Genomic DNA, 23,424 nt, shown 5'->3' on the forward strand with positions numbered 1-23,424 from the left:
AGGAATGAGTGTCGTGAAGCAATTGGTTAAGCTTGAATTCAGGGAGTTAAGGAGCAGTGATATGAAGATGGTTATTGATTTGTATAATTCATTAAGTAATGAAAGCATCTACTATAGATTCAGGGGCTTCTTTAAGGATTTCGAGAGGTATGTGAAATCCGTTTTCTCAGACCCGCGTAACATCGTTTACGGTGCCTTCCTAAACAATGAATTGGTTGGTGTTTTGGAGACTGTTTACCTGAGTGATGGTTGTTATGAAATGGCCATCGTGGTTAAGGATGATTATCAGGGCAGGGGTATTGGCACAAGACTGGTTGCCTATGCAATAAATGACCTAAAGAGAAGGGGCGCCAAGACGCTGGTTGCGTATACTACCCCGGATAATTATAGAATATTAGCCATATCTAAGAAGTTCCATGGAATTATAAAATGCATGTATAGTGAGTGTACGACAGTATTTAACCTCCAAAGCGTAGACGCTGGTCAGTCCTTAAATTAGCGCCGCTTAATACAATACCGTGGAAAAGATAATATTGCTACTTACCGAGTCCTCTCTCGAGACAGTGCCCAAGGAATTATTAAATGACCCTGTAATAATTAAAGATGCAAAAAGAAGAGACGTGAACCCGAAGTACCTGATCCTTGATAGGGCTAGGCATCATAGGGCGATGATTAGGTTAGTTAACGCCGAGAAGAGGGGAAGACCCGATATAGTTCATCAAGCTCTTCTCCTAATTCAGGGTAGTTTACTTGCACGTAATAAGTTAGTTAAGACATACATACATACAATAAATGATTTGGTAATTGATGTTGACCCTGAAATACGCCCACCACGTAATTATGACAACTTCATTGGTTTAATGAGTCAATTATTTGAGGTGGGTAGGGTACCACCCGTTGGTAAACCATTAATGAAGATCGTGAGTGGAATCAATTATGTGCTAAGTATGGAGTTGCCAGACCGTAAGATACTCCTTGATGATGTAAGGGGTAAGGAATTATCCCTTAGGTCATTCATTGATTATGTGAGGAATTTTAAGAGACCCTTGGTAATGATTGGCGCATTTCCCAGGGGATCATTTGAGGAACGTACTTACTGGCTTGCTGATGATGTTGTGAAGATTGGCAAGTATGTCATGGATACATCATCAATACTGTGCAGATTGCTGACTGTGCTCGAGATTGAACTGGGGCTCATTACCTAGAGACTAAATATTTATTTCTAGATACTTTATTTCAAGATTAAGTGCTTGAGTTATGTGCGGTATCATTGGTATTACGTCGCTACCGAATAACCTTAGGGAGCCCATTGGTAAGGTAGTTAGGAGGTGCCTTGAGAGACTTGAGTATAGGGGTTATGATTCCGTGGGTATTGCCGTTATTAAGGGTAATTCCATAGAGGTTAGGAAGGGTAAGGGTAAGATCGTGGAGGTTAATGCGAGGTTGAACTTTGATGAGGTCAGTGGCACCACGGCCATTGGGCACACCAGGTGGGCTACCCATGGAAAGCCAAGTGATGAAAATGCACATCCGCATACAGACTGCACGGGCAGTGTTGCCGTTGTTCATAATGGCATAATCTCAAACTTCCTGGAACTTAAGGAGGAACTCATTAGGAAGGGTCACGTCTTTAAGAGCGAGACCGACACTGAGGTCGTTGCTCACCTAATCGAGGAGTATCTAAGGCTTGGTTATAAGCCCTTTGACGCATTTAAGGCGGCATTGTCGAGGTTGAAGGGTGCCTACGCATTTGTCGTCGCAATAGCCCAGGAGCCAAATAGGCTTTACTTCGCCAGGAACACGTCACCCCTCGTCATCGGTATCGGCAATGGTGCCAACTTCGTTGCCAGTGACATACCTGCCTTCCTGGAGTTCACGAATATGGTGATAGTACTTAGGGATGGCGAGTATGGGTATATCGAGCCAGGTAAGGTCTACATTGAGAAGGATGGTGTCCCAGTCAATGTTGAGGAGAGGATTAGGCTCATTAGTTGGACGCCGGAGATGGCGAGTAAGGAGGGTTACCCGCACTTCATGCTTAAGGAGATTCATGAGCAGCCCTTCGCAATAAGCTCCACATTGGCTGGGATCAATGAGAGGGAGTTTGATAATGTGGTCAACCTTCTTCTAAATTCGAGGAGAGTATTAATAATTGGGCTGGTACGTCATACCACGCAGGCCTTATCGGTGATTACCTGCTCACGACAATGCTTGGTCTCGACATACATGCGGTAATATCCTCTGAGTACAAGAAGTATGTTAATACCATCAATGAGGATGATGCGGTAATAGCCATTAGCCAGTCAGGCGAGACCATAGACACGTTAGTTGCAGTGAGGGCATTTAAGGAGAGGGGTGCTAAGGTAGTCGCTGTATCAAACGTAATTGATAGTGCAATACCCAGGGAGTCAAACTACGTGCTCTACACGAGGGCAGGCCCTGAAATAGGCGTTGCTGCCACGAAGACCTTCACCACACAGTTGGTAATCCTTACAATACTCACGCTGAGGCTGGTATTGCCATGGGTAGGTTGGACCAGGGCGAGTATAGAAATCTAATGGACTCCCTCAATAAGGCGCCAGGGCTTCTTCAAAATGTCATAGCCAGGACAGAGGGCAGGGTAAAGGCATTAAGTGAGTACATGAAGAGTAGGAACAACGCATATTACCTGGGTAGGGGCATTGGCGTCCCGCTAAGTATGGAGGGTGCTCTAAAGCTGAAGGAGATAGCATACATACATGCGGAGGCATACCCAGCCGGTGAGAGTAAGCACGGTCCAATAGCGCTGGTTGAGGAGGGATATCCAGTCGTATTTTCAATACTCGATGATGACAACGTGGATGCGCTTCTCGGCAATGTCATGGAGATGAAGGCTAGGGATGCTTACACCATAGGCTTTGTTCCTGAGAAGTACGTTGGTAAGTTTAGGGAGTTATTGAGCGTAACATTTGAGTTACCAAACATTGATTATAGGATCGCTCCAATAATATACATAGTACCAATGCAATTACTCGCCTATTACACGGCTGTTGCGCGTGGTTATGACCCAGACAAACCGAGGAATTTGGCTAAGACGGTGACCGTGGAATGAGCAGTATGACATATCATAGGGAGGTCATTGGGGTTGTGCTTGGCGGCGGTAGAGGCACTAATATGGAGCCATTAACGCCCTACATTGATAAACCACTCATTAGGTTATTAGGTAAGCCACTCATTTACTACCCAATAAATAACTTGGTTCGTTTAGGGTTGAAGACAATTTACGTAATATCCAGAGACCCAAATAAGGTGGGTAATGAAGTTGGTCAATACTTTGGTGGCATCTCGATGGAAAACGTTGGGCAGAGGGGTGATGATATTGACAGTGCGTTGAAGATGATTAATGAGGTAGTTGGTAGGGGTACGACAATAATATCATTTGGCGATGTCATAATGCCGCAGGATGCTTACGAACTTGCGTTGAATAGCCATGTTAATTCAGGTAAGCCCGTGACCATATTAATGACGCCATTATCAGATTTACAGGGTTATTTTGAGGTTCAGGCGGATGATGTGGTGATGATTAATAAGGTGAGTGAGCATAAATCGGGCTATGCATGGACGGGGATATTAATTGCTGAGAAGGAGTTCCTGACCTCGCTCCAGGATTTCAATGGGAGTATTAACGATGCCCTGAGGCAGTTCAGGGGTAACATTAACATAGCTCTTTGGAGTGGGTGGTTCGTCGATGTTAGTTATCCCTGGGATCTATTGAGTGCCATAAAGTACCTATTGAGTGACCTAGGGGAGACTAGGATTAGTAAGAATTCCGATGTTTCACCAAGGGCTGTCATAGAGGGACCTGTGATCATTGATGAGGGTGCCAGGATAGACCACGGCGCAATAATTAGGGGTCCCGTGTACATTGGTCGGAATGCGTATGTCGGTAATAATGCATTAATTAGGAATAACACATCGCTTGAGGAGGAGTCCGTGATAGGCGCTGACGCTGAAATAACAGAGTCGCTCATTGGTTATAGGGCTACGGTGGGTAGGGGCTCATTCATAGGCAGTTCCATAGTCGGTGATGAAAGCACGATAGAGCCTGGTGTTGTGACCCTAAATGTATTGCCGAGTGGTGTTGAGGTTTCGCACCTATCCCCGGTGATTATTAAGGGTAAGTCGATAGCTAAGTTAGGAGCCATTATAGGGCCTAAGGCTAGGGTGGGTGCTAACTCTGTGATTTACCCAGGATCAATAATAGAACATAATAGGTACATACCACCGCTATCTATACTGAAGTAATAATGATGTGGAATGTACGTGGAAATATTCACATCAATACAAAGCTACGCCTTAAAGCTGGGAGCAGGTACTTACTTAAGGCTGAGGTGTGATTACGCATCGTGGTTATGGAGCGCCTATGAGTTAATTAATGCCGAAGTGGAGCATTGTGGTGATGATGAATTAATAATTAAGTACTTAAATACGTATAGGAGGTTACGGTGGGAGAGAAGCGTTAAGTTAATCACAGACCTAAAGAGGGAGCTTATGAAAATCAGGAACGAGTTGAGAAGGAATTGCCCCGATGAATTAATATGCCTAGCGAATAGGTTATATGAGTATGATAAGGCAGTAAACACATTATATGGTTATTACAGGAGAATTCATGAGCTAGACCCTGAGGACCTATCTAAATTGTCCGTGGCACTTAATAGGTATAACATGCCATTACTAAGCCTTAGGGTATTTGATGAACTGATGCTCTCATCGAATGAGGAACTGAAGTACCTAACCTTCCTATCACTGCTTAATCCAGTGGCGTGGCCGTTGCACATAACCATGGATGTTAAGGTCATGCCTTACCTCAATTGGGTACTTATATACGTTAATGAGCACTTCATAGCCCTAATATTGAGTCTAAACCGCACATACGTAATCAGTGACCTGAACGTTAATATTAATGGTGGTAGGGTGACTCTTAGTAATGATTATGAGGTCAGGACCATAATGCCCACACACATAGCAACTAGGATTGAGTCTCTCGATGGTCATGGATTGATATTCATAGGTAATTGGAGTGATTATGCCGTTGACTTTAATGTTGACTTTAAACCGAGGGAGGGCTCAGTTAAGGGATTATCGCTTGACGCCAACCTCTCCCAATTAGTACCGATGATTGTCCCTCCTCATGATTATGTATCGATTAAATACAGCGTGTGATCATGAGTGATCGCTTAATTTTTATTTGTGGGTAATTACGCTACCCTGGGTGCTAGGTAGAATTGAATGGATCCAATGGCGAAATCAATCGTTAGTTTCAACGGTTTATTATTATCGAATTCGATTGTTACAGTCTCACCAATCTGCTTCATGGGCTTGATGAAATCGAGCAGTAACTCGACAGAGTACGTGGAGTCATGTGAGCCCTGTACTGAGTACTCGTAGAAAACCTCATCGCTACTGGAGTAAGTCGTCTCGATTGCCTTACCACCCTCACCCTCAGCAACTATGGACAACGAGTCCTCCTTAGCTATGAACCTCACCGAGTCTGAGAACTCGCTGGCTGCGCTAAGTACGTCGACGAATATGTCCATGTCCATCCTAATCCTCACAGGGTACTCGAGCTTAGGCTCTGGCACCTCCTCCTCGGCAATGTTAATTATTGGTAAGCCAAACCTCCTGTAGAAACCGCCCTCCCTACCCTTCTTCGTGTATATCGTTATGAAGAACCTATTCTTAGCCGTATCAACGCCCAACTCAACCTTCTCCCTAGCCTTAACCCTCTTCAGAATCTTCTTAATAAGGTCGAAGCTGATCCCAACCTTAAGCTCCTTCGTCACCGTGTACTCCTCAAGGCCCGAGCCAGGTATGTTAAGTATTACTAGGGAAACCTTACTCGGGTCTATGGACTTCATCTTAATGCCCTCAGAATCAATGACAAGGTTTGACTCCTGAAGTAGATTAGCTAGGGCGGTGAATACGTACCTAAACTCCTTACCCTTAGGGAACATTATCCTATAGTACTCCTCTGTTTCAACAACGCCACCTACGCCACCCTCTTCAGCACCCTCCTCAGCCCCACCCGCTTCGCTAACCTCCTCCGTTTCCTCAGTAGTCTCCTCAGTCTCTTCAGTCTCAATGCCTTCAGTTTCCTCTTCCTCACTCTCTTCACGCTCCTCCTTCTCAGGCTCTTCACCCTCAACCATAATTGATTGATATTAATTGTAATTTTAATTTAAAAGGCTTTCATCGCCTAAATTAAGGTAATCTTAACAGGGCATTATGAGAAGGAATTATATTGTCCCCATAAACCTACACCATGTAAATGCCCTACTTAATGATTGGCATTGACGACACTGATTGGGAGGGTGGTGGGTGCACGACTTACGTCATGTACTCATTCGTAAAGTACCTGGTTAATGATGGACTAATTGATAATGTTATTGGGCTGCCGCGTTTAACTAGGTTAAATCCATACGTACCATTTAAGACCAGGGGTAATGCATCCCTGTCAATAATCATGCACATAGACTCTGAAGATAAGCCATGGATTATGTCGAACTCATGAACTCATTAATTGATCAGATGGTTAAGAGGGTTGGTAAGACAAGCCCTGGGATTGCGTACATGGTGGTGAATGATTTATCAGGTATTGACGAGAAACTGCGTTGGTTTTATAGGAAGAGCGTTAGGGATATTGTTACACTGGACCTTGCACGTAGGATTGCTGATAAGGTTGGCGTTAAGTTGATTGGCAGTAGGGGTGTTATTGGGGCGTTGGCGTCTCTAGCTTCATGCCTGTTGATGCCACGTATGAGTTCATTGCGTATAGGCCTGAGGATGAGGAGAGACCAATTATTGAACTTGGTGATGTGAGGCTTTGGGATGATGTGACGGGCCCATTCACATTCCTAAACATCTATAATGACCAGGTACTTATCGAGCCTCATGGGCCGGACCCAGTGCTCTTTGGTGTTAGGGGTGATTCGCCATACCACGTACTTGCCATGGGTAATTACCTAGCCAGTAAGTACAATGCCATTGGTTGGATCATCTACATGACAAACCAGGGAACCGATGAACATAGGTCACGCATGGGTGAGTTCATACCATATAGGAATGCTGACTCGATAAGCACTATTACAGATGTGGCATTTGATGAGCAGGGCCACGCCCTTATTACACTGAGCGGTAAGCGAAGGGCGATAGCTTATCGACACCTGGGTATCTCCAGGGAGTTGACAGGGTGCATTGGCTGTCTGGTCCAGGTGTGGGGTGGCGTTAAGCAGGATGGTGATTTTAGCCTTTACATGGAGGGTTTGAGAGTTCTTCATGATAGGTACGTTGAGGTGAGAAACCCAAGGTGCCCCATATGTGGTGGGCCCATGGAGTCCGTGGGTAGATCAGGTTTGTTACGATGTAAGCGATGTGGCTTTCAGGGTAAATTGCCGAAGATCCTCATACCGAGGAATAGGTGGTTTCTAGCGAGCCCTAAGGCCAGTGAGTATAGGCATTTAATGAAGCCGGTCACGAGGATCGGTCTCGAGGGCCTTGCACTCTATATGCCTAAGCCATTTCTATGGGTTTATTGATTACTATAGAGAAAGGTTTTTAATAGGTCTAACTACGGCACTCAAGAGGTCCTATGAAGGTTGAGGGCATTGCTGAGTCTAGGGTCATGAATTCTCTTAGAATTGATTTAAAAGTGGGCATTAATTACGAGGTTAAGCTGCGACGATTAAATAGGTTGATTCGGCTGCGGAAGTTAATGAATCTTGGCCTTTAAAATTGACAATATTTCATCTAGGAAGGTTGGTAACTCGTCTTCACGAATCCATAGTAGGACGGGTAGGTCAAGGCCCTCATTATACTTATGCCTAATGCCTATGGGATATTCAACCATCCTCATTGCGGGGATGTCATTTTCTGAATCACCCATGTACATTACCGGCCCTCTTATGCCCATAAGCTCCCTGAGTCTGGCCACTGCGTAGCCCTTGTCAATTTGGATTCCTGGGTATATGTCTATGAATGGATGACCCCTATACCTAATGATCTTAAACCCTAACTTACCCGCTAAGTCGATGACTCTATTCAGGGCATCGATGCTTATCGAGCCTTTAGCTCTCCAATCAATTCCCAATCCACCAATTAAATTACCCACGTGCTTAACCTCAAGGTAAGCATTTCTCAATTCATCAATGGAATTAATAACGTCAATTAATGACTTAAATCTATCCTGCCACTTGGGTAAATCCTCATGAATGTACTGGGCCTTACCAATCCTCATCTCGAGACCATTCGTGCAGGACCACGCACTGGCGAAGCTGGTCCTTGGTATTAGGAAGTCACAGTCCTTAGTACTTACCACGGCTATTGGTATATACCTACTAATCTCATACAACTTCTTATAAATGGGCTCGGGAGGCTTACTTAAGTGCCTGGCCACGTCTATTGGCGCTATTGTACCATCATAATCAGTGAATAGTGCTGAGACGTCCCTGAACATATTAATTCTATGATTGAACATTACCAAGTTCGTGAGATAATAACCCAATTAATAAGATTTATTTTCCTCCACTAAATCAGGCGCCGAATGTACCTTAGTAAGTATGAGGAGGCGATGCTTCGTGGCGATTATGGAGACCTCATCACAAGGGCGATGCAGGTCATAGTTAGGGTTGGTGATGTGCTAAAGGCTGATAGGTTAATTGAGGTGGAGACGACGCATATAGCCGGTGTATCCTACTTAACAATAGGTGACCCAGGGCTTGAGTACCTCGAGGACTTAGCCAAGAGCAACGCCAGATTCCACGTATTCACGACAGTTAACCCGGTGGGTATTGACATATCCAGTGATTGGGGAATAGATAAGGAATTCATCAATAAGCAGTGGAGGATAATAGATGCGTTACGGAGGATGGGCGCCAGCCTATGGCTCACCTGCACCCCGTATGAGTACCTACGAATTAGGCCAAGGACTTACCACGCCTGCTGAGTCAAACGCCGTCGCATACATAAATGCCGTTTACGATGCATGGACTGAGAAGCTCCCAGGACCTTTCGTGGTCCTATCAGCATTGGTTGGCAGGGTTCCGAGGTATGGATTATACACGTTAAGTGGTAGGGCTCCAACCACATCGTTAGGCTTGAGGGGGATAAAGCAATTAATGATCCATTGATTGCCGGGCTCCTGGGCAGGAGGATTGCCGAGCTTGTTGGTGATGGGAAGCCATACCTAGTGGCTAAGTTCGGCAGTAATGCCGTGATTAAGCAATTACTGGCCAGTTACGCTACTTATTCACCACATGCGTTCATGGTGATTGATGGGGTAACGCCAAATCATAGGGAGTACCTTAACATGCTGATAAGCCTGAGGTTGTTGATATTAGCGTAGGTGATGCGTATCGAGGGACTGAGGCTAGGGCTAAGGACTTCGATGCGGTATTCCTAGGATGTCCTCATTATGGTATTGAGGAGGTCATGTCCGTAATTAACTACGTAAAGAGCAGGGGATTCGGAAGGGCTAGGAAACCAATTTACATAGCCACCACGCCATTCGTAATTAACGCCCTGGGGCAGGATATAATTAATAGGCTTAAGGAATTCAATATACACCTTGTGTTAACTACGTGCCCTGTGGTATCACCCTTCCTTAAGAGCGTTGGTGTTGGAACTGTCGCCACGGAGTCCGTTAAGCAAATGTATTACCTGCCAAGATGGTTGGCATTAATTATATAAGCTGTAACGGCATTGAATGCCTAGACCTGGCATTCAATAGTTGAGGGGGTGATGGGCATTAAATACATATCCTTCGACATAGATGGAGTCCTTGTTAACTCAGAAAGTAGGTTAAGGATGTGCATTAAGCCTAATAATGAGGTTGATTGGGACTGCTTCCTGGACTGCAATAAGCTATACCTGGACAGGCCTAAGCCGAGGAATATAGATTTCCTAAGACTACTTAAGGATAGGGGGTTCGGCATATTAATAGTTACTGGTAGAGATGAGCCAATGAGGGAGTGCACAATAAACCAATTAAGGAGCTTTGGCGTGGATGGGTTTGAGGGGTTGTACATGAGACCACGTGGCAATACCGAACCAGACCACGTATATAAGCTATGGATGATTAAGAACCTACTAAGTAAGTACGAAATACTAGTGCATTTTGATGATAATGTTAATACCGTATCAACACTAGTGAGTAATGGTATAGATGCTGTGATAATTTCATAGTGACTCACCATGGCTAAGATAGGGATACTCAACGTTAGAGGCGCGATGCCATATTACGAAGAGCTACCATTTAACGTCCTCGTTGATGAACCAGGCATTATTAGGGACCTCGACCTATTAATACTACCGCCAGGGACCCTAGTTGAGTCTCAGGTGCTGCAGCGTTATGGTTGGATTGAGAAGGAGGTTTGGGAGTATGTTGAGAGTGGTGGATTTACCGTAGGTGTGTGCTCGGGGGTTCAGTTATTGTCTAAGGCCGTAAACCTGAATGTTAAGGGATTGCCTGGATATTCCAGGGGGCTTGGCATACTCGATGTGGCTTTCGAGCCGCTAATCGTTACCGGCCCGGTGAAGGTGAGGATTACTGATGAGTCCTGGGCCACTAGGAATCTTGTGGGTACTGAGTTAATGGGCTGGCAGGCGCATACTTACGGTAAGTTAATTACCTTGTCGGATAATGTTAAGGTTGTTGGTACATCGCATGTACCTAGGCATAATTATAAAAATTTAGAAATCGAAACACCAACATTGGTTGTATCGCGTAAATATAATGTGTTTGGTACGATGGTTCACGGAATACTTGGGCGGGAATCCCCAATAATGAGGAATATACTTCATGAGGTTGGGATTACCGATGATGACGTTACGAATTATTACAGGAATTATCGTGAAAATGACTGGATTGGTAAGGGGAGGGTTAGCCCTGAGACGAGTACTAGGGTTATAACCGTGGCATCAACCATGACAGGTGAAGGTAAGACACTGATTACCAGCGCATTGGCTTATTGCCTTAGCAGGGCTGGTTATTACGTGGGTGTCGCCAAGTTGGCTGGCGATATTAGGGATCTACATCCAAGTCTTTACATTCTTAATAGGCCGTTTAAGCCTTGGATGAGCATAAGGCTGAAGTGGGGTAGTAGGTCACTTGGTTGGGTTAATTGGCGGGAGGCGTTGAGCACGGTTAGGGACGTTGGTTTGGACGTGCTTATCGTGGAGGGCGTCATGGGGCTTCTAACTGGCTCATCCAGGAGGTATAGGCGTGGTTTCTCATCCACGCTGGACTTCATAAGGCAGGTGAACACTGACGTTGTGTTAATAGCTTCCGCGAGCCTCGACGGCATCGAGGGCGCACTGCTTAGGCTTGAGTCCCATATTAATTTGCTCGGTAAGTATGGCAGGTGGCCCATCCTCGTAATACTCAATAACGCCTATAATGGAGCCCATGAAAATAGAGTGCTCAGGAGGTTTATGAAAAAGGTCAATAAGTTAGGCATATCCTTCGTAGCCATAAAATCGCTGCCAATATCATCAAAGCCCGAGGAGTTAATAGACCTTGAGGACTATAAGAACGCAGCATTTAAGATATCAGGTGAGTTGTGCAATACCGTTGTTAATGCGTTAGGTAAACCACGATTACTATAGATAGGTAATCATTAATCCAGTGAATTATTACGTCGGGTATTACGTTTCTTGTTGATACGAATATGATGCCCGAGATTACTCCGTAAATGAATATATAACCAAGCGTATAAATTAGTGGCAGTAGGTTGTTTATGCCGTAAACCGCCAGGTAAACGGGTACGTGGGTTATCGTAAAGTAAGCGGTGTCAATCATCACCGCTGGTAATGTCGTGATTATACCAGTGGCGCCACTCCTTGGCAATAACCTACTTAGTATGAAGCCCCTGAATATGAACTCCTCACTAATGGCTATTGGGTATAGTGTATACGTTAGGAGTAGTATGTTTGTTAATGGTAATTGAGGGATAATGATTGCGAGAGGTATTAAGCCGCTGATTAAGAACCATATCAGTGCCAGGGCTATTATTACGGGTATTGTTAACACGCCAAATAGTGGCTTCCAAGATAGGCCCAGTTCATTACGTAGTTCATGAATTCTCCGCCTATTGATTATTAACAGGACCGCAAGAACTACGTACAGGTATGGGGCGAGGTCCCCAAGTAAGTACGTTGATAAGACATTGACTGGGTTTTTCACGGCATTACTTAGCATTTGCGTTATTGATGATGCAATGTCATAGTGAGTATTTGTCATTATGTATGGCTCGTAGGTTATGAAGACAGGGACCACTATCGCTATCAGCAGTATCGTGGGCCAGACAACATCACCTAAGTACCTGCCCATTGCTCGACTAACCAACACGCCTCACTTAATAATTCTACTCACATGCGCCAGATACCGTAGTACTAGAGACAATGGGAACAGCGACTTAATAAGTCAGTTACTATAACTATAATGCTGAGGAATGAGGAGCAAGGAGTACAGGGAGGAGGACGAGGAAGAGGAGGAAGAATTTGAGGAGGAGTTTGAAGAGCGTGAGGAGGAGGAAGAGGAGGAAATCTCCATAAAGGCTGAAACGCCACAAAATACACCACCATCAATAGTGCTTACCGTGACCTACGATGGGAAGGTAGGTAAGGCCCTCGTTAAGTTGTACGATCCCGTCAACGACAGGGTTTACTTCTGGTACGACAACACTGGGCATAAGCCTTACTTACTAACTAATGCAAGGCCTGAGGAAATAATAACCAAGTTCACGAAGGTGATCCTACACCCAGGATTCAGTCACATGGAGGCTGTTGAGAAATATGACCCACTGAGTGATAGGGTGGTTGTGCTTACAAAGATCAATGCTAAGGACCCACTGAGTATTGGAGGTAAGGCTGACTCGATAAGGGAGGTGCTTCCAAAAACTTGGGAGTCGAGGATTAGGTATCACCTATGCTATATATATGATAATGAGATTATACCTGGCATGTTCTATAGGGTTGAGGATGGAAAGCTTGTACAGGTACCCATTGAGGTACCTACCGAGATTGAGGGCTTCATAAATAAGTTGTACGCAAATAATAAGGAGTTCCTCGAGGAGGCGAGGAGGTGGATACCGCTATTTCAAGCCCCTGTACCAAACATTAAGAGACTGTCCCTGGACATCGAGGTATTTACACCCCAGGAGAATAGGGTGCCGAACCCCAAGGAGGCTAATTACGAAATCATAGCAATAGGACTGGCGGGTAGTGATGGTTGAAAAAAGGTGCTAGTCCTTAGGAGACCAGACATGGAGTTGAGACCTGAGGACCTCGAGGACTTGATGTATGATGATGTCGAGATGGAGTTCTTCGACAGTGAGTATGATATGCTGAAGGAATTATTCTCAATAATTCTGCAATACCCAATACTAATAACATTCAACGGCGATAACTTCGACCTACCCTACATCTACCACAGAGCCCTGAAGCTGGGCTTCAGGAAGGAGGAGATACCAATAATCCTGAGAAGAAACGAGGCGTCAATAGCCCTTGGAATACACCTAGACCTCTACAAGTTCTTCAATATCAGGGCCATCGAGGTTTACGCCTTTGGCGGTAAGTATAGAGGTATGGATAGAACGCTGGATACCATAGCCCACGCAATAATAGGCATGTCTAAGTTAAGTAGGGATAAGCCCGTATCACAGATGAGCTATGTCGAACTAATTAATTACAACTTCAGGGATGCCTTCCTTGGGCTTTACCTAACGACATACGACAACAACCTAGTGCTCCGACTGATAATATTAATGTCAAGGATATCCAAGACACCACCGGATGACTTGGTCAGGAGCCAGATATCGGCGTGGATTAGGAACATGCTATATTACGAACATAGGAGGAGGGGCTGGTTAATACCTGAGAAGGAGGATATTGTTAAGGCTAAAGGTGACGTAGCCACAAAGGCCATTATTAAGGGTAAGAAGTACGCGGGTGCCATAGTCCTCGAGCCAATGCCCGGCATATTCCCGAACGTCTATGTCCTCGACTTCGCAAGCATGTACCCATCGGTGATAAAGCGCTGGAATATTTCCTATGAAACCGTCAAATGCCCAAATGAGGAGGAACAGGGCAATAAGCCGATTCCAGAGCTACCCCACTGGGTGTGTAATGATAGGAGGGGATTAACGGCATTAATTGTTGGATTGCTCAGGGATTTGAGGGCTTACGTGTATAAGAGATTGGCGAAGAATGCACCGAGTGAGTTATTGAGGAGTTATTACAACGTGGTACAAAGCGCACTTAAGGTCTTCATAAACGCGTCATACGGCGTGTTGGGCGCTGAAGTATTCCAGCTATACTGCCCACCCGCCGCTGAGTTAACGACGGCCCTGGCCAGGTACGTATTATCTAGAACCGTATTAAAGGCCCTCGAACTTGGGTTGGTCCCCATCTACGGCGACACAGATAGCCTATTCATATGGAACCCAGATGAGGATAAGCTTAAGGAGTTAATCGAGTGGGTGGATAAGGAGTTTGGTATTGAGATTGAGCTTGACAAGGTCTATAGGTTGGTGGCTATGAGTGGTAGGAAGAAGAATTACGTAGGCATACTACAAAATGGTGAACTAGACATAAAGGGGTTGGTTGGTAAGAAGAGGAATACGCCAGACTTCGCCAAGGAGGCATTCAATGAGGTAGTAAGCCTTCTCTCTGATATTCAGGGTCTCGAGGACGTGAGCAAGGTGGTTGAGGAGGTTAGGGATAAGGTCAGGGATTACTACAGGAAGTTGCAGAGGAAGGAAATACCGCTCAATAAGTTGGCGATAAGGACAGCACTCACCAAACCCCTCGAATCATACACAAAGAACACGCCCCAACACGTTAAGGCTGCACTGCAGTTAAAGAGCCTTGGCTATAACGTGAGACCTGGCGACATAATAATCTACGTCAAGACCACGGGTAAGGATGGTGTCAAGCCGATACAATTGGCTAGGATTGATGAGGTCGACCCTAATAAGTACATTGAGTACCTAAGGACGTCACTCGAGCAAGTGCTTGATGCCTTTGGGATAGAGTTTGAGAGTATAATGGGTTCCTCAATAATAGATAATTACTCCTGATAAAACTGAATGGGAATTCACTCCTCAAGGAATTCCTCCCCACCCTCCTCGCCCTGTGATGACAACGACGACAATATGTTATTCACCACCTGGTTTATGACATCATCATTTATGTAGGGCATTATCACCACAAACCTGTCAGCCTCCATGTCCTCACCCATCCACCTATTACTATATATTATCTCGTATGTCGGTATCTCAACCTCGGCCTTATTACCAACCCTCTTAACACCGTACTTCTCAACCTTCTTATAAAGCTCCTTACTCAGCGGTAGGTTGAGACTTACGGTCTGGGGTACCTTAAGGACTATGAAGTCTGACTCCTCGGGATTCCATACATCCAATAATCTCTTTACGTAATTCTTCACGGTATCTGCAAGGCTCGACTTAACAATCTCCTTATTGGCTATGCTCTCATTCTCTATGTAAATAACCACATTCTCGCTCTCCTCAGGCATACCCACAATTACTGTGGCTGAGGATTAATTAATAAAGCTTAACTTTTCCCTGCCAATAAAGCGCATTTAATTACTACGAGGAGCCTAAGGACCTCACCACCGTAATTATTCTCTCTATCGCCGTGATGTTTGTTAATAGTGCGAGGAGGAGCAAGCCATACAGTATTACCACGCCTATGCCCGTGGCTATGAATATTAAGAGTATGAGGAGGATAAGTATGAGCCTCTCCTCCCTCTCAAGCAAACCAACACCCATCATCTTCACACCAAGCGCCTCAGCCCTGGCCCTCGTATAACTCGTCATTAATGAACCCAATACCGCAAGTAGCAACAGGACAATGCTTAGGAAGCCCCTATCACTGACTATCCAAAGATCAACAAGCGCTATAAAATCAACATACCTATCCAACGTGGAGTCCAGGAAGGCACCAAGCTTAGACGCCCTTCCCCAATACCTGGCTACTAAGCGTCAAGCATGTCAAACGCGCTTGCTATTAGCAATAGAATGAATGCTAATACATAGGCCCAATAATGATGCAACCACATTAAATATGGTGTTGGCAATGTAATTATTAGGGATGATATAGTCAGTACATTGGGGTTCCTAGGCATTACCCTAACAAGACCCTTCTCAAGAATCTTCCTACCGACCCTCTCCACCTTATCCTTAAGCTTTCCCAGAACCACAGTTAACACCGCAACTAAAGACCTCCTTCAGAACCGACGATATGAAGTCCCTAGCCCTTAACCAGAGCTCCACAGTCTCGGGCCTTAACCTATACATCTTAGACTCACCACTCATGAACGTCTCCACCAAGCCATCCCTCTCCATCTTGTAAAGAACCACGTAAACGCCAACGTTTGTTATATTAATGTTAAAGCGCTCCCTAATTTCCCTGGCTATTTCATACCCATACATGGGTCTCTCCATTAATAACTTAACCACGTAAATCCAAAGATTCTCCTTAGTCAATTTAGTAATTAATCTATCAAGCGCCTTCTGGCTCATTAAGTCCTCATTAATGACCCTGAGATTAATAATTTTAAATGCTAACCTTTGACCATCAACGCCATGAAACGCTCATGTTACATAAGCCAATAGAGAAAGATTTAATAACCCATCACTTACATAAGCCTCGATGTCACTAAGGGGGACTACATTCCTAGAAAGTGTGTTACAAACACTAAAGAGAGCTATAGAGCTAGGTGGATATCCACAGGAGGTCTATGAAATACTAAGTAGGCCCCAGAGAATAATAACCGTTAACATACCCGTTAAGATGGACAATGGAAAAATACAGGTATTCACGGGCTACAGGGTACAGCACAACAACGCCTTAGGACCATATAAGGGCGGCATCAGGTTCCACCCAGAGGTTACACTTGAGGAGGACATAGCATTGGCAACCGTGATGACCTTCAAGAATGCACTAAACGGCTTACCATACGGCGGAGGCAAGGGCGCCGTTGCCGTCGACCCCAAGAAGCTTAGTAAGAGAGAGCTTGAGGAGTTGAGCAGGGGTTATGCAAGGGCGCTGGCACCCTTCATAGGCCCTGAAACCGACATACCAGCACCTGATGTTGGAACCGACCCACAAATAATGGCTTGGATGGTTGATGAGTACAGCAAGATAGCTGGACGCAACGTGCCTGGAGTATTCACGGCCAAGCCGGTCGTATTATGGGGCAACCCAGTCAGGGAGTACTCAACGGGCTTCGGCGTCGCTGTTTGGGCCAGGGAGGCAGCTAAGAAGTTGTGGGGCGGCATTGAGGGTAAGACCGTGGCTATTCAGGGCTTTGGCAACGTGGGTTATTGGGGAGCTTACTGGCTGGAGAAGATGGGTGCTAAGGTCGTCGCAGTGACGGACAGCAAGGGCGGCATTTATAATCCAAACGGGCTTAAGCTCGCGGATGTTAAGGCCGTTAAGGATAAGACAGGTACTGTCATGAACTACGACTCCCCAGGAACTAGGAAGATAACCAATGATGAAGTCCTCGAATTACCTGTGGACATACTCGTACCAGCCGCACTGGAGAATGTAATACATAAGGGCAATGCCAATAATATAAAGGCTAAGCTAATAGTCGAGGGAGCTAACGGCCCAACGACGGCTGATGCCGAGAAGGTACTGCACTCAAAGGGTGTCTGGATACTGCCTGACCTAGCGGCTAATGCCGGCGGTGTCGTGATGTCATACCTAGAGTGGGTCGAGAACCTGCAGTGGTACTTCTGGGATGAGGAGGAGACAAGGAATAAGCTAGAAAGGATATTACTCGACACATTTAACAGGGTAATGATTAGGTGGAGCAAGCTGGGCATGGACAAGGTAACGATTAGGGAGCTGCATATGTGGAGGCCGTGGATAGGATATACAATGCCATGAAGGTTAGGGGCTGGATCTAATCATGTGAATTCAAATAAATATAAAAAAATATAATTTTTATTCTAATATAGACAAATCACTAATTGAAGCAAATAAGTTATTCTAAATTAACATAAAATCTTAGTTTAAAATTAAGGACCGAGACCTATCCTCGTGGAGATTAAGGATAAGGTCATGATAGATAGGGTGAGTAAGGACTTGATCATCCTGAGGTATAACGACACTGCGACCAAGCACTTTGAGGCGTTGTGGGAGATACCTGAGGGTGTCACGTATAATGCGTACCTGTTAATTAATGGTAACACTACTATACTCTTTGATACCTGGAAGAAGGGTTTAGATAATGAATTCCTAAATGCCCTAAGCTCAGTAGTAAATATTCGTGACCTGGACTACGTGGTAGTTCACCACATGGAGTCCGACCATAGTGACGTGGTGAAGACGCTATATGAGGCAAAGGGATATAACATTCATTGGGCATTCCATGGCAGGTAAACTAATGAGGAACCTTTATGGAATTAGCCTAGGTTTAAGGCAGTTAGGGATGGGGAGACCCTTAACACAGGGAATTACCAGTTGATGTTTATTCACGTGCCGTGGCTCCACTGACCCGAGACCATGGTCACCTACATACCTCAAATAAGGACCTTATTAACCTGCGACGTATTCGGTGCATATACAATACCCAGGTCCACGTTCCTTGAGGATTTAAGCGATGAGTATGTATCATCAATGAGAAAGTACTTCACTAACATAATAGGTTTTTACAGGGATAATGTGACCAAAAACCTCGATAAGGTATTAACATGACCAAAGGCGCCATAGACGTAATAGCGCCATCTCACGGCGCAGTAATTAGGGGTAATGCCGTGAGAAGGGCCTAGACCTTTATAGGGAATTTGCACTAAAGACGTCGGTTGGTAAGAAGATTGTGGTCGTGTACTCCTCAATGTATGGTTTCATAGACAGCGTGATGAACCATATCGTTACCAGGCTCAGTGATTGAGAGTTTAGTGTTAATATCTACAGGTTTACTGATAAAGAAAGGGTAGGCATTGGAGACTTAATTGGAGACGCAAATAATGCACTAGGTATAGTCCTCGGTATATCCACATATGATACAGAACCATTCCCATTAATGGACTATGTAATTAATCTATTAGTAAGGAAGTTGAGGGGTGGAAAGCCAATACTGATAATAACGGATTACGGCTGAGACAGAATCAATGGTTAGGGTTGTTTAAGGTTGTTTGAGCCCTTTTAGGGCTATTAGGTAGGCTGATGCGGTGCTCAGAGGGATACGCTCAGGAAGGCTTAAAACCCACTAAAGCGACGAAGTAAGCCAGTGGGCCTTGGGTGCGCGAGGGTGGTTCAAACCGCCGCAGCCCGCCCAGGGCCGTGCCGTGGTGAACCCGACGGTGGAAAACCACCGCCAGGGCGAGCGGCGATGTGGTGCTTAGGCACGTGAGGGCTAGGCTTGAGAAGGCGGGTTTTACGGTGATAGATGCAATAAGTATAAATGGGATGCCGACAAAGGACGACCTAGATAGAATAGACACAGCCCTGCAAAACTTCAAGCAGGCGATAAGTCAGTAGTCCATATTAGTTCCAAGTAGGATAAACGCTCCCAATACCCAGCACCAAAAATTTAAAAAGGCGAAAACCATTCCTAACTCGCCGCCGTAGCTCAGCCCGGTAGAGCGGCGGGCTGTTAACCCGTAGGTCCCGGGTTCAAATCCCGCGGCGGCGCCACATACCTTTCAGTTGCTCTGTTTCCGTGTTATGGTTCAACGCATTTCGTGTTATAGAATCCTTAAATATGGCCCTGTCCATTTAGGGACAGTATGGTTGATTGCCAACTCTATGACCTCAGTAAGATTTCGAATGATATTCGTGTTAAAATTATTAACTACGTTATGGAGCAGAAGCATGTTAGGGCTAGGGACCTGGGTGTCACGCTTAACCTCATTAGTATGATTAGGAGTGATAAGAGGCGTGTCACCGAGACTTATTATGCAGGGCCATGGCTTACTTATCGGCTGAGGAATTGGCTAAATTACTCGGTGAAATCCCTGAGGTTGAGCCCGCGAGCGTTGGTGATATTATTCGTGTTGTTGTGCGTGCACGTGCCGATAAGGACTTCAGGGATTTACTAATGTCTTACCTCGAGCGTTACCTTGGCGAGTACATTAGGAGTGTTGGTAAGCAGTGGGTTGTGACTGAGGATGACATTAATGAGTTCGTTAGGGTTAAGAAGCTCGAGGGTGTTACTGAGAAGACCATACGTGACGAGGTTCATTATATCCGTGAGGCGTTGGCGGAGATGAATTGAACCTTATCTCCTGAGAACATTAGGGAGTACCTCGCGAGCCTGGCTGAGGATGGTGAGGAGTACGTGCTCAAGCACACGACTTACAGCCTGAAGTCCTTCCTAAAGACGGTTCTAAGGCCCAGGGACCCTGGGTTGTTCATGAACCTATACAGCGTGTTCACAGTGTACAAACCAAAGAACCACAGCAGGACTAAGCCACCCAGCATCGAGGAGCTAAGGCAAATACTCACGAGGATTGAGTCAATTGAGGCAAAAACCTACTTCTTAATCTTGGCAGAGACCGGCTTGAGACCAGGCGAGCCATTCCTAGTCACTATGGATGATGTTGACCTGGAGCACGGTATGCTTAGGATTGGGAAGGTCACCGAGACTAAGAGGGCCTTTGTTGCTTTTCTGAGGCCAGAGACCCTTGAGTTCATTAGGCGTGAGTACCTGCCTAGGCGTGAGACATTCCTTAGTGGTGTCACGAAGCGATAACAGCCAGCAACCTATTCAATGGCCAGGTCATTGAGAGGTTTAAGTCAAGGTTCCTACCCTTCGACCAGGGCCGATTGAGGAGGGAAATCAAGGATGCCGCTAGGCAGGTTCTAAACCGTGACTTCGAGCTTTATGAGCTTAGGAAATTCTTCACAACCTGGATGATTAGCCACGGGGTTCCCGAGTCAATTGTGAATACCCTCCAGGGTAGGGCTCCACCGAGTGAGTACAGGTACTCATTGAGCATTACTGGAGCCCAAGACACGAAGAGTTGAGGAAATGGTATTTAGAGTATGCACCGTGTTTATTGTGCTGATTTATTGCTGAAGAGTCTCTTTACCGCCGTTGTCTACGTGACCTGGTTATTAAGACTGCGGCTATAGCGATTGCTGCGGCTGGTCCTCCGTACATTGCACCGGTTAGTGCCCAGTTGATTTGCCACTGCACGTTTATGCTCATTGGCTTACTGACCGTGATCGTATAGCCTGGCTCGCTCATGAACACGCCGTTACCGAACACGGTGGCTGGTGCTATGCTAAGCACAACGCCAGGCTCAACCAAGCACTGAACTGCGTGATTCTAGTGCCGTTTAGGATCACTGGATACTCACTAGTTATGGATACGAAGTATTGGCGTTGGAAGTCCGTGGCTGGGATGTTGATGCTCAGTGGCGAGTACGCAGTCTCCGTCTCGTTACTACCTAGGTAAATGAGCCTAGTGCCGTTGCTAAACGTGTATATGCTGTTCACGTAGATGCTGATGGTGCTTCCACTCGGAACCCACTCGGTGAAGAGCATGGTTGTCTCTGTTTCGTTGTACGTCTTGATCGTGACCGGCACTGGGCTACTCACATTGACTAGGTAGTAGGTGCCATAGCTCGTCGTGACGTCATAACTGGCGAAGTTGCTGCTCGGCGTTATGGTGACCACATTACTACTCTGTAGTGCGCCGTTCACGTAAACTCCAGTTAGTACGTACTCAGTGCCTGGGCCGCCAGGCACGACCGTTGGGAATGAGAATGATGTTGGCGTCGTTACGTACCCACTCCACATCTCGCCAGTCACTGGGTTAAAGATGGAAACGTACGTCATTGGCAGTGTTGGTGTTGACATAGTGCTCGTTAGGAATGTACTTGCACTGCTTGGTAACGAACCAGTAGTTACGTAAATAAAGCCATTGGGCAAGATACTGCTGGTTAGGTCTGTGGCTGCTTCGGCAGTGTCCCAACCATTCATGAATAAGTCGCCGTAGGGCTTCCAGGTATCGCCGCTGCGGTAAAGCAGGGCTAGGTAGGCACTCAATGAGTTGAACGTGGTGTACTCGCTATTTGCGTAACCTGCGAATACGAATTCGGTATCGATCGCATTGTTTGATGGCGTTAGAGTATTGGGCTGGGATGTAATGAATGCGTTGGTCACGGGCTTGGGCGTGTATATTGTGATTGTATCGTAGCAGTCGAAGCTAGGTGGGTAGTACACACTACCGCTCTGGATAATGGCGTAACAGAAGGAGACCTCAAGCGGGTTCACACTAACAAGCTTGATCAATAAGTAGCCAGCGAGTGGCAATGAGTATGCCTGGAATGACGTGCTATAGCCATAGTAGTAACCAGTTGATGAGTTACTGACGTAGCCATTCCCAGTGATTGTTGAGTTGCTGAGGATGAGCTCAGTGCTTGTGTAGTTCCACACGTTATCGACAAAGTTGTATTCCTCACTATTGGTTATGAAGCTGATCGTGTCTTGAAGCCAGTAGTACTGTGTCGTGCCATCGGCAAGTTGAACCTCAAGGACGGCATTCAATTGTAGGCTAGCACCTGAATTCGGCACGTTGAATTGGCTCTCGCCGTTTGGGTTGTAGGCGCTGATGCTCGTGACGTTGAAGAAGCCCAATACCTCAGTCGTGCTCGCAGGCTCAAAACTAGACCCGCCAATTGGTGCGCCTTGACCCGCTATCTCATAAAGCGTTGTCTTACCCTGGCAGGAGCCTGTGCTTGGCACAATGACTAGGTAGTCGCCGATGCTCGGCACCTGTATTGCCAATGAGGACTGTGGCTGGATTACCCAACTGCCAATGGCGTAGGTACTACTTCCCTGACTCATTGCTTGGTACTCACTGGGCGTCATTAGGTAAATCGTGTATGTCTCACTGCCATAGTTGTAAAGGATTACGTATGACTCATTGACCTGCCCATACCACCAACATGGTGGCGAGCTCACGTAAACGCCCTGGGCGTGGGTGGGCATTGCCGTGAATACGATGATTAATGACGCAGTTATTACGGTTAATATGAGTCCTACGCCAGCCCTCATCAAGAGTATTTAATTTTCAAAATATTTAAGTAATGCAGTAATTGAGCAGGCTCATGAAATCCCTCATCTTCCACAGCATTGATGATTAACCATTAAAATGCAAGCCCTCATCGAGCACTACTGGTCACCTAGGCATGAGGAGCTTAAGAAGTGGTACCTAGAGCATGCACCATGCTTGCTCTGTGACTGAGTGATGTGAAGTAGGTACATGTATCGTAATGCTAATATTCTATAAGCCTGTTACGTAGTTGTGTTGAGTGAATGTTTTAATATTTTGTTTCTTGCCTTTCTTTATTTGTATGGATGGTGATTCGTTGGTTGGTGGTTTGGGTTGTTTGGTTGATGGTG

Annotated in this window: 29 protein-coding genes, 1 tRNA gene and 3 pseudogenes; 24 read left to right on the forward strand and 9 right to left on the reverse strand. The window is 45.8% G+C overall.

Features of this window, described 5'->3' with window-relative positions; all coding sequences use genetic code 11:
- Positions 1–4: 4 nt before the first annotated feature.
- The 5 genes and pseudogenes from JCM14467_RS08710 (at position 5) to JCM14467_RS08730 (ending at position 5,202) form a co-directional block, all read left to right on the forward strand.
- Positions 5–499 (forward strand): GNAT family N-acetyltransferase, encoded by a 495-nt coding sequence (locus JCM14467_RS08710; protein WP_054849828.1) that lies wholly within the window; start codon positions 5–7, stop codon positions 497–499.
- Between the two features lie 19 nt (positions 500–518).
- Entirely contained in the window at positions 519–1,205 is a 687-nt protein-coding gene (locus tag JCM14467_RS08715; RefSeq protein ID WP_054849829.1) for a ribosome biogenesis protein, read from the forward strand.
- A gap of 52 nt (positions 1,206–1,257) precedes the next feature.
- Positions 1,258–3,091: pseudogene (gene glmS, locus JCM14467_RS20045) on the forward strand (glutamine--fructose-6-phosphate transaminase (isomerizing)).
- Positions 3,088–4,284: a sugar phosphate nucleotidyltransferase gene (locus tag JCM14467_RS08725; protein WP_252901202.1), complete on the forward strand. Its 1,197-nt coding sequence runs from the start codon at positions 3,088–3,090 to the stop codon at positions 4,282–4,284. Before glmS ends, JCM14467_RS08725 begins: the two are co-directional and overlap by 4 nt.
- A 12-nt stretch (positions 4,285–4,296) precedes the next feature.
- Complete coding sequence (locus JCM14467_RS08730) at positions 4,297–5,202, forward strand: hypothetical protein (protein ID WP_054849831.1); 906 nt, start codon at positions 4,297–4,299, stop codon at positions 5,200–5,202.
- A 35-nt stretch (positions 5,203–5,237) separates the two neighbouring features.
- Here the strand turns inward: JCM14467_RS08730 and JCM14467_RS08735 are convergent, their stop codons facing one another.
- Positions 5,238–6,188 carry a DNA polymerase sliding clamp gene (locus JCM14467_RS08735; RefSeq protein ID WP_054849832.1) on the reverse strand — a complete coding sequence of 317 codons (951 nt, stop codon included), beginning with the start codon at positions 6,186–6,188 and terminating at the stop codon, positions 5,238–5,240.
- 119 nt (positions 6,189–6,307) lie between these two features.
- Between JCM14467_RS08735 and JCM14467_RS08740 the strand changes: the two genes are divergently transcribed.
- From JCM14467_RS08740 to JCM14467_RS08750, 3 genes are read left to right on the forward strand one after another with little or no spacing between them, the layout of a single operon-like run.
- Entirely contained in the window at positions 6,308–6,550 is a 243-nt protein-coding gene (locus JCM14467_RS08740) for a hypothetical protein (RefSeq protein WP_054849833.1), read from the forward strand.
- Positions 6,529–6,858, forward strand: a complete 330-nt coding sequence (locus JCM14467_RS08745) for a hypothetical protein (RefSeq protein ID WP_252901203.1) — start codon at positions 6,529–6,531, stop codon at positions 6,856–6,858. The genes JCM14467_RS08740 and JCM14467_RS08745 overlap by 22 nt, the downstream gene beginning before the upstream one ends.
- Positions 6,777–7,574, forward strand: a complete 798-nt coding sequence (locus tag JCM14467_RS08750; protein ID WP_252901204.1) for a TiaS agmantine-binding domain-containing protein — start codon at positions 6,777–6,779, stop codon at positions 7,572–7,574. Before JCM14467_RS08745 ends, JCM14467_RS08750 begins: the two co-directional genes overlap by 82 nt.
- Positions 7,575–7,747: 173 nt before the next feature.
- On the opposite strand, the gene JCM14467_RS08755 is transcribed toward JCM14467_RS08750, so the two are convergent.
- On the reverse strand, positions 7,748–8,512 hold the full coding sequence (locus tag JCM14467_RS08755; RefSeq protein ID WP_054849836.1) for an HAD-IIB family hydrolase: 765 nt from the start codon (positions 8,510–8,512) through the stop codon (positions 7,748–7,750).
- A gap of 66 nt (positions 8,513–8,578) precedes the next feature.
- Between JCM14467_RS08755 and JCM14467_RS08760 the strand changes: the two genes are divergently transcribed.
- Genes JCM14467_RS08760 through JCM14467_RS08780 form a run of 6 tightly spaced genes read left to right on the forward strand, consistent with a single transcriptional unit; the run spans position 8,579 to position 11,640 of the window.
- A complete protein-coding gene (locus tag JCM14467_RS08760; protein WP_054849837.1) occupies positions 8,579–8,980 on the forward strand; it encodes an aconitase X in 402 nt (133 codons plus the stop codon).
- Positions 8,937–9,164, forward strand: coding sequence for an aconitase X (locus JCM14467_RS17425; RefSeq protein WP_252901205.1), 228 nt, complete (start codon positions 8,937–8,939; stop codon positions 9,162–9,164). The genes JCM14467_RS08760 and JCM14467_RS17425 overlap by 44 nt, the downstream gene beginning before the upstream one ends.
- Positions 9,161–9,379: a hypothetical protein gene (locus JCM14467_RS08765; protein ID WP_054849838.1), complete on the forward strand. Its 219-nt coding sequence runs from the start codon at positions 9,161–9,163 to the stop codon at positions 9,377–9,379. The genes JCM14467_RS17425 and JCM14467_RS08765 overlap by 4 nt, the downstream gene beginning before the upstream one ends.
- Positions 9,370–9,723, forward strand: a complete 354-nt coding sequence (locus tag JCM14467_RS08770) for an aconitase X (protein ID WP_252901216.1) — start codon at positions 9,370–9,372, stop codon at positions 9,721–9,723. Before JCM14467_RS08765 ends, JCM14467_RS08770 begins: the two co-directional genes overlap by 10 nt.
- A 51-nt stretch (positions 9,724–9,774) precedes the next feature.
- Positions 9,775–10,218 (forward strand): phosphatase domain-containing protein, encoded by a 444-nt coding sequence (locus tag JCM14467_RS08775; protein ID WP_054849840.1) that lies wholly within the window; start codon positions 9,775–9,777, stop codon positions 10,216–10,218.
- A 9-nt stretch (positions 10,219–10,227) separates the two neighbouring features.
- Positions 10,228–11,640, forward strand: coding sequence for a nucleotide-binding protein (locus tag JCM14467_RS08780; protein ID WP_054849841.1), 1,413 nt, complete (start codon positions 10,228–10,230; stop codon positions 11,638–11,640).
- Here the strand turns inward: JCM14467_RS08780 and JCM14467_RS08785 are convergent.
- On the reverse strand, positions 11,609–12,364 hold the full coding sequence (locus tag JCM14467_RS08785; protein ID WP_054849842.1) for a CPBP family intramembrane glutamic endopeptidase: 756 nt from the start codon (positions 12,362–12,364) through the stop codon (positions 11,609–11,611). The genes JCM14467_RS08780 and JCM14467_RS08785 overlap by 32 nt on opposite strands.
- Positions 12,365–12,485: 121 nt before the next feature.
- On the opposite strand from JCM14467_RS08785, the pseudogene JCM14467_RS08790 reads away from it, so the two are divergent.
- Positions 12,486–15,113: pseudogene (locus tag JCM14467_RS08790) on the forward strand (DNA-directed DNA polymerase I).
- A 17-nt stretch (positions 15,114–15,130) separates the two neighbouring features.
- Here the strand turns inward: JCM14467_RS08790 and JCM14467_RS08795 are convergent.
- The 4 genes from JCM14467_RS08795 to JCM14467_RS08805 all read right to left on the reverse strand — a co-directional run bounded on the left by JCM14467_RS08795 (position 15,131) and on the right by JCM14467_RS08805 (position 16,580).
- The gene (locus JCM14467_RS08795) at positions 15,131–15,571 is read right to left on the reverse strand and encodes a DUF2286 domain-containing protein (RefSeq protein WP_054849843.1); all 441 of its coding nucleotides are present in this window, start codon (positions 15,569–15,571) and stop codon (positions 15,131–15,133) included.
- Positions 15,572–15,644: 73 nt separating this feature from the next.
- Complete coding sequence (locus JCM14467_RS17430; protein WP_252901206.1) at positions 15,645–15,980, reverse strand: hypothetical protein; 336 nt, start codon at positions 15,978–15,980, stop codon at positions 15,645–15,647.
- A gap of 53 nt (positions 15,981–16,033) precedes the next feature.
- The gene (locus JCM14467_RS17435; RefSeq protein WP_252901207.1) at positions 16,034–16,258 is read right to left on the reverse strand and encodes a hypothetical protein; all 225 of its coding nucleotides are present in this window, start codon (positions 16,256–16,258) and stop codon (positions 16,034–16,036) included.
- The gene (locus JCM14467_RS08805) at positions 16,239–16,580 is read right to left on the reverse strand and encodes a PadR family transcriptional regulator (RefSeq protein WP_054849844.1); all 342 of its coding nucleotides are present in this window, start codon (positions 16,578–16,580) and stop codon (positions 16,239–16,241) included. Before JCM14467_RS08805 ends, JCM14467_RS17435 begins: the two co-directional genes overlap by 20 nt.
- A gap of 130 nt (positions 16,581–16,710) precedes the next feature.
- On the opposite strand from JCM14467_RS08805, the pseudogene JCM14467_RS08810 reads away from it, so the two are divergent.
- The 9 genes and pseudogenes from JCM14467_RS08810 (at position 16,711) to JCM14467_RS08840 (ending at position 21,039) form a co-directional block, all read left to right on the forward strand.
- Positions 16,711–17,975 (forward strand): annotated as a pseudogene (locus JCM14467_RS08810) (Glu/Leu/Phe/Val family dehydrogenase).
- Between the two features lie 133 nt (positions 17,976–18,108).
- Positions 18,109–18,450: a hypothetical protein gene (locus JCM14467_RS08815; protein WP_054849845.1), complete on the forward strand. Its 342-nt coding sequence runs from the start codon at positions 18,109–18,111 to the stop codon at positions 18,448–18,450.
- Between the two features lie 123 nt (positions 18,451–18,573).
- Positions 18,574–18,765, forward strand: coding sequence for a hypothetical protein (locus JCM14467_RS08820; RefSeq protein ID WP_054849846.1), 192 nt, complete (start codon positions 18,574–18,576; stop codon positions 18,763–18,765).
- 535 nt (positions 18,766–19,300) lie between these two features.
- The gene (locus JCM14467_RS19480; RefSeq protein ID WP_256359235.1) at positions 19,301–19,423 is read left to right on the forward strand and encodes a hypothetical protein; all 123 of its coding nucleotides are present in this window, start codon (positions 19,301–19,303) and stop codon (positions 19,421–19,423) included.
- On the forward strand, positions 19,408–19,551 hold the full coding sequence (locus JCM14467_RS17440) for a hypothetical protein (protein ID WP_252901208.1): 144 nt from the start codon (positions 19,408–19,410) through the stop codon (positions 19,549–19,551). The genes JCM14467_RS19480 and JCM14467_RS17440 overlap by 16 nt, the downstream gene beginning before the upstream one ends.
- Positions 19,552–19,631: 80 nt before the next feature.
- A tRNA-Asn gene (locus JCM14467_RS08825) sits at positions 19,632–19,707 on the forward strand.
- A gap of 271 nt (positions 19,708–19,978) precedes the next feature.
- Positions 19,979–20,287 (forward strand): hypothetical protein, encoded by a 309-nt coding sequence (locus JCM14467_RS17445; RefSeq protein ID WP_252901209.1) that lies wholly within the window; start codon positions 19,979–19,981, stop codon positions 20,285–20,287.
- Between the two features lie 63 nt (positions 20,288–20,350).
- Positions 20,351–20,764 (forward strand): tyrosine-type recombinase/integrase, encoded by a 414-nt coding sequence (locus JCM14467_RS08835; RefSeq protein WP_252901210.1) that lies wholly within the window; start codon positions 20,351–20,353, stop codon positions 20,762–20,764.
- A 74-nt stretch (positions 20,765–20,838) separates the two neighbouring features.
- A complete protein-coding gene (locus JCM14467_RS08840; RefSeq protein WP_054849849.1) occupies positions 20,839–21,039 on the forward strand; it encodes a hypothetical protein in 201 nt (66 codons plus the stop codon).
- A gap of 61 nt (positions 21,040–21,100) precedes the next feature.
- Here JCM14467_RS08840 and JCM14467_RS08845 read toward each other — a convergent pair whose 3' ends face one another.
- Positions 21,101–21,307: a hypothetical protein gene (locus tag JCM14467_RS08845; RefSeq protein ID WP_252901211.1), complete on the reverse strand. Its 207-nt coding sequence runs from the start codon at positions 21,305–21,307 to the stop codon at positions 21,101–21,103.
- Positions 21,295–23,076, reverse strand: a complete 1,782-nt coding sequence (locus JCM14467_RS08850; RefSeq protein WP_054849851.1) for a thermopsin family protease — start codon at positions 23,074–23,076, stop codon at positions 21,295–21,297. Before JCM14467_RS08850 ends, JCM14467_RS08845 begins: the two co-directional genes overlap by 13 nt.
- Positions 23,077–23,424: the final 348 nt, after the last annotated feature.

Source organism: Vulcanisaeta sp. JCM 14467, assembly GCF_001316245.1.
In the GTDB taxonomy this organism is placed as follows: domain Archaea; phylum Thermoproteota; class Thermoprotei; order Thermoproteales; family Thermocladiaceae; genus Vulcanisaeta.

Coding starts and splice junctions, on each gene's coding strand:
- JCM14467_RS08710 (WP_054849828.1), top strand. CDS start 5: ATGAGTGTCGTGAAGCAATTGGTTAAGCTTGAATTCAGGGAGTTAAGG.
- JCM14467_RS08725 (WP_252901202.1), top strand. CDS start 3,088: ATGAGCAGTATGACATATCATAGGGAGGTCATTGGGGTTGTGCTTGGC.
- JCM14467_RS08730 (WP_054849831.1), top strand. CDS start 4,297: ATGTACGTGGAAATATTCACATCAATACAAAGCTACGCCTTAAAGCTG.
- JCM14467_RS08735 (WP_054849832.1), bottom strand. CDS start 6,188: ATGGTTGAGGGTGAAGAGCCTGAGAAGGAGGAGCGTGAAGAGAGTGAG.
- JCM14467_RS08740 (WP_054849833.1), top strand. CDS start 6,308: ATGCCCTACTTAATGATTGGCATTGACGACACTGATTGGGAGGGTGGT.
- JCM14467_RS08745 (WP_252901203.1), top strand. CDS start 6,529: ATGGATTATGTCGAACTCATGAACTCATTAATTGATCAGATGGTTAAG.
- JCM14467_RS08750 (WP_252901204.1), top strand. CDS start 6,777: ATGCCTGTTGATGCCACGTATGAGTTCATTGCGTATAGGCCTGAGGAT.
- JCM14467_RS08755 (WP_054849836.1), bottom strand. CDS start 8,512: ATGTTCAATCATAGAATTAATATGTTCAGGGACGTCTCAGCACTATTC.
- JCM14467_RS08760 (WP_054849837.1), top strand. CDS start 8,579: ATGTACCTTAGTAAGTATGAGGAGGCGATGCTTCGTGGCGATTATGGA.
- JCM14467_RS17425 (WP_252901205.1), top strand. CDS start 8,937: ATGAGTACCTACGAATTAGGCCAAGGACTTACCACGCCTGCTGAGTCA.
- JCM14467_RS08775 (WP_054849840.1), top strand. CDS start 9,775: ATGGGCATTAAATACATATCCTTCGACATAGATGGAGTCCTTGTTAAC.
- JCM14467_RS08780 (WP_054849841.1), top strand. CDS start 10,228: ATGGCTAAGATAGGGATACTCAACGTTAGAGGCGCGATGCCATATTAC.
- JCM14467_RS08785 (WP_054849842.1), bottom strand. CDS start 12,364: ATGGGCAGGTACTTAGGTGATGTTGTCTGGCCCACGATACTGCTGATA.
- JCM14467_RS08795 (WP_054849843.1), bottom strand. CDS start 15,571: ATGCCTGAGGAGAGCGAGAATGTGGTTATTTACATAGAGAATGAGAGC.
- JCM14467_RS08805 (WP_054849844.1), bottom strand. CDS start 16,580: ATGAGCCAGAAGGCGCTTGATAGATTAATTACTAAATTGACTAAGGAG.
- JCM14467_RS08820 (WP_054849846.1), top strand. CDS start 18,574: ATGGTCACCTACATACCTCAAATAAGGACCTTATTAACCTGCGACGTA.
- JCM14467_RS17445 (WP_252901209.1), top strand. CDS start 19,979: ATGGCTTACTTATCGGCTGAGGAATTGGCTAAATTACTCGGTGAAATC.
- JCM14467_RS08850 (WP_054849851.1), bottom strand. CDS start 23,076: ATGAGGGCTGGCGTAGGACTCATATTAACCGTAATAACTGCGTCATTA.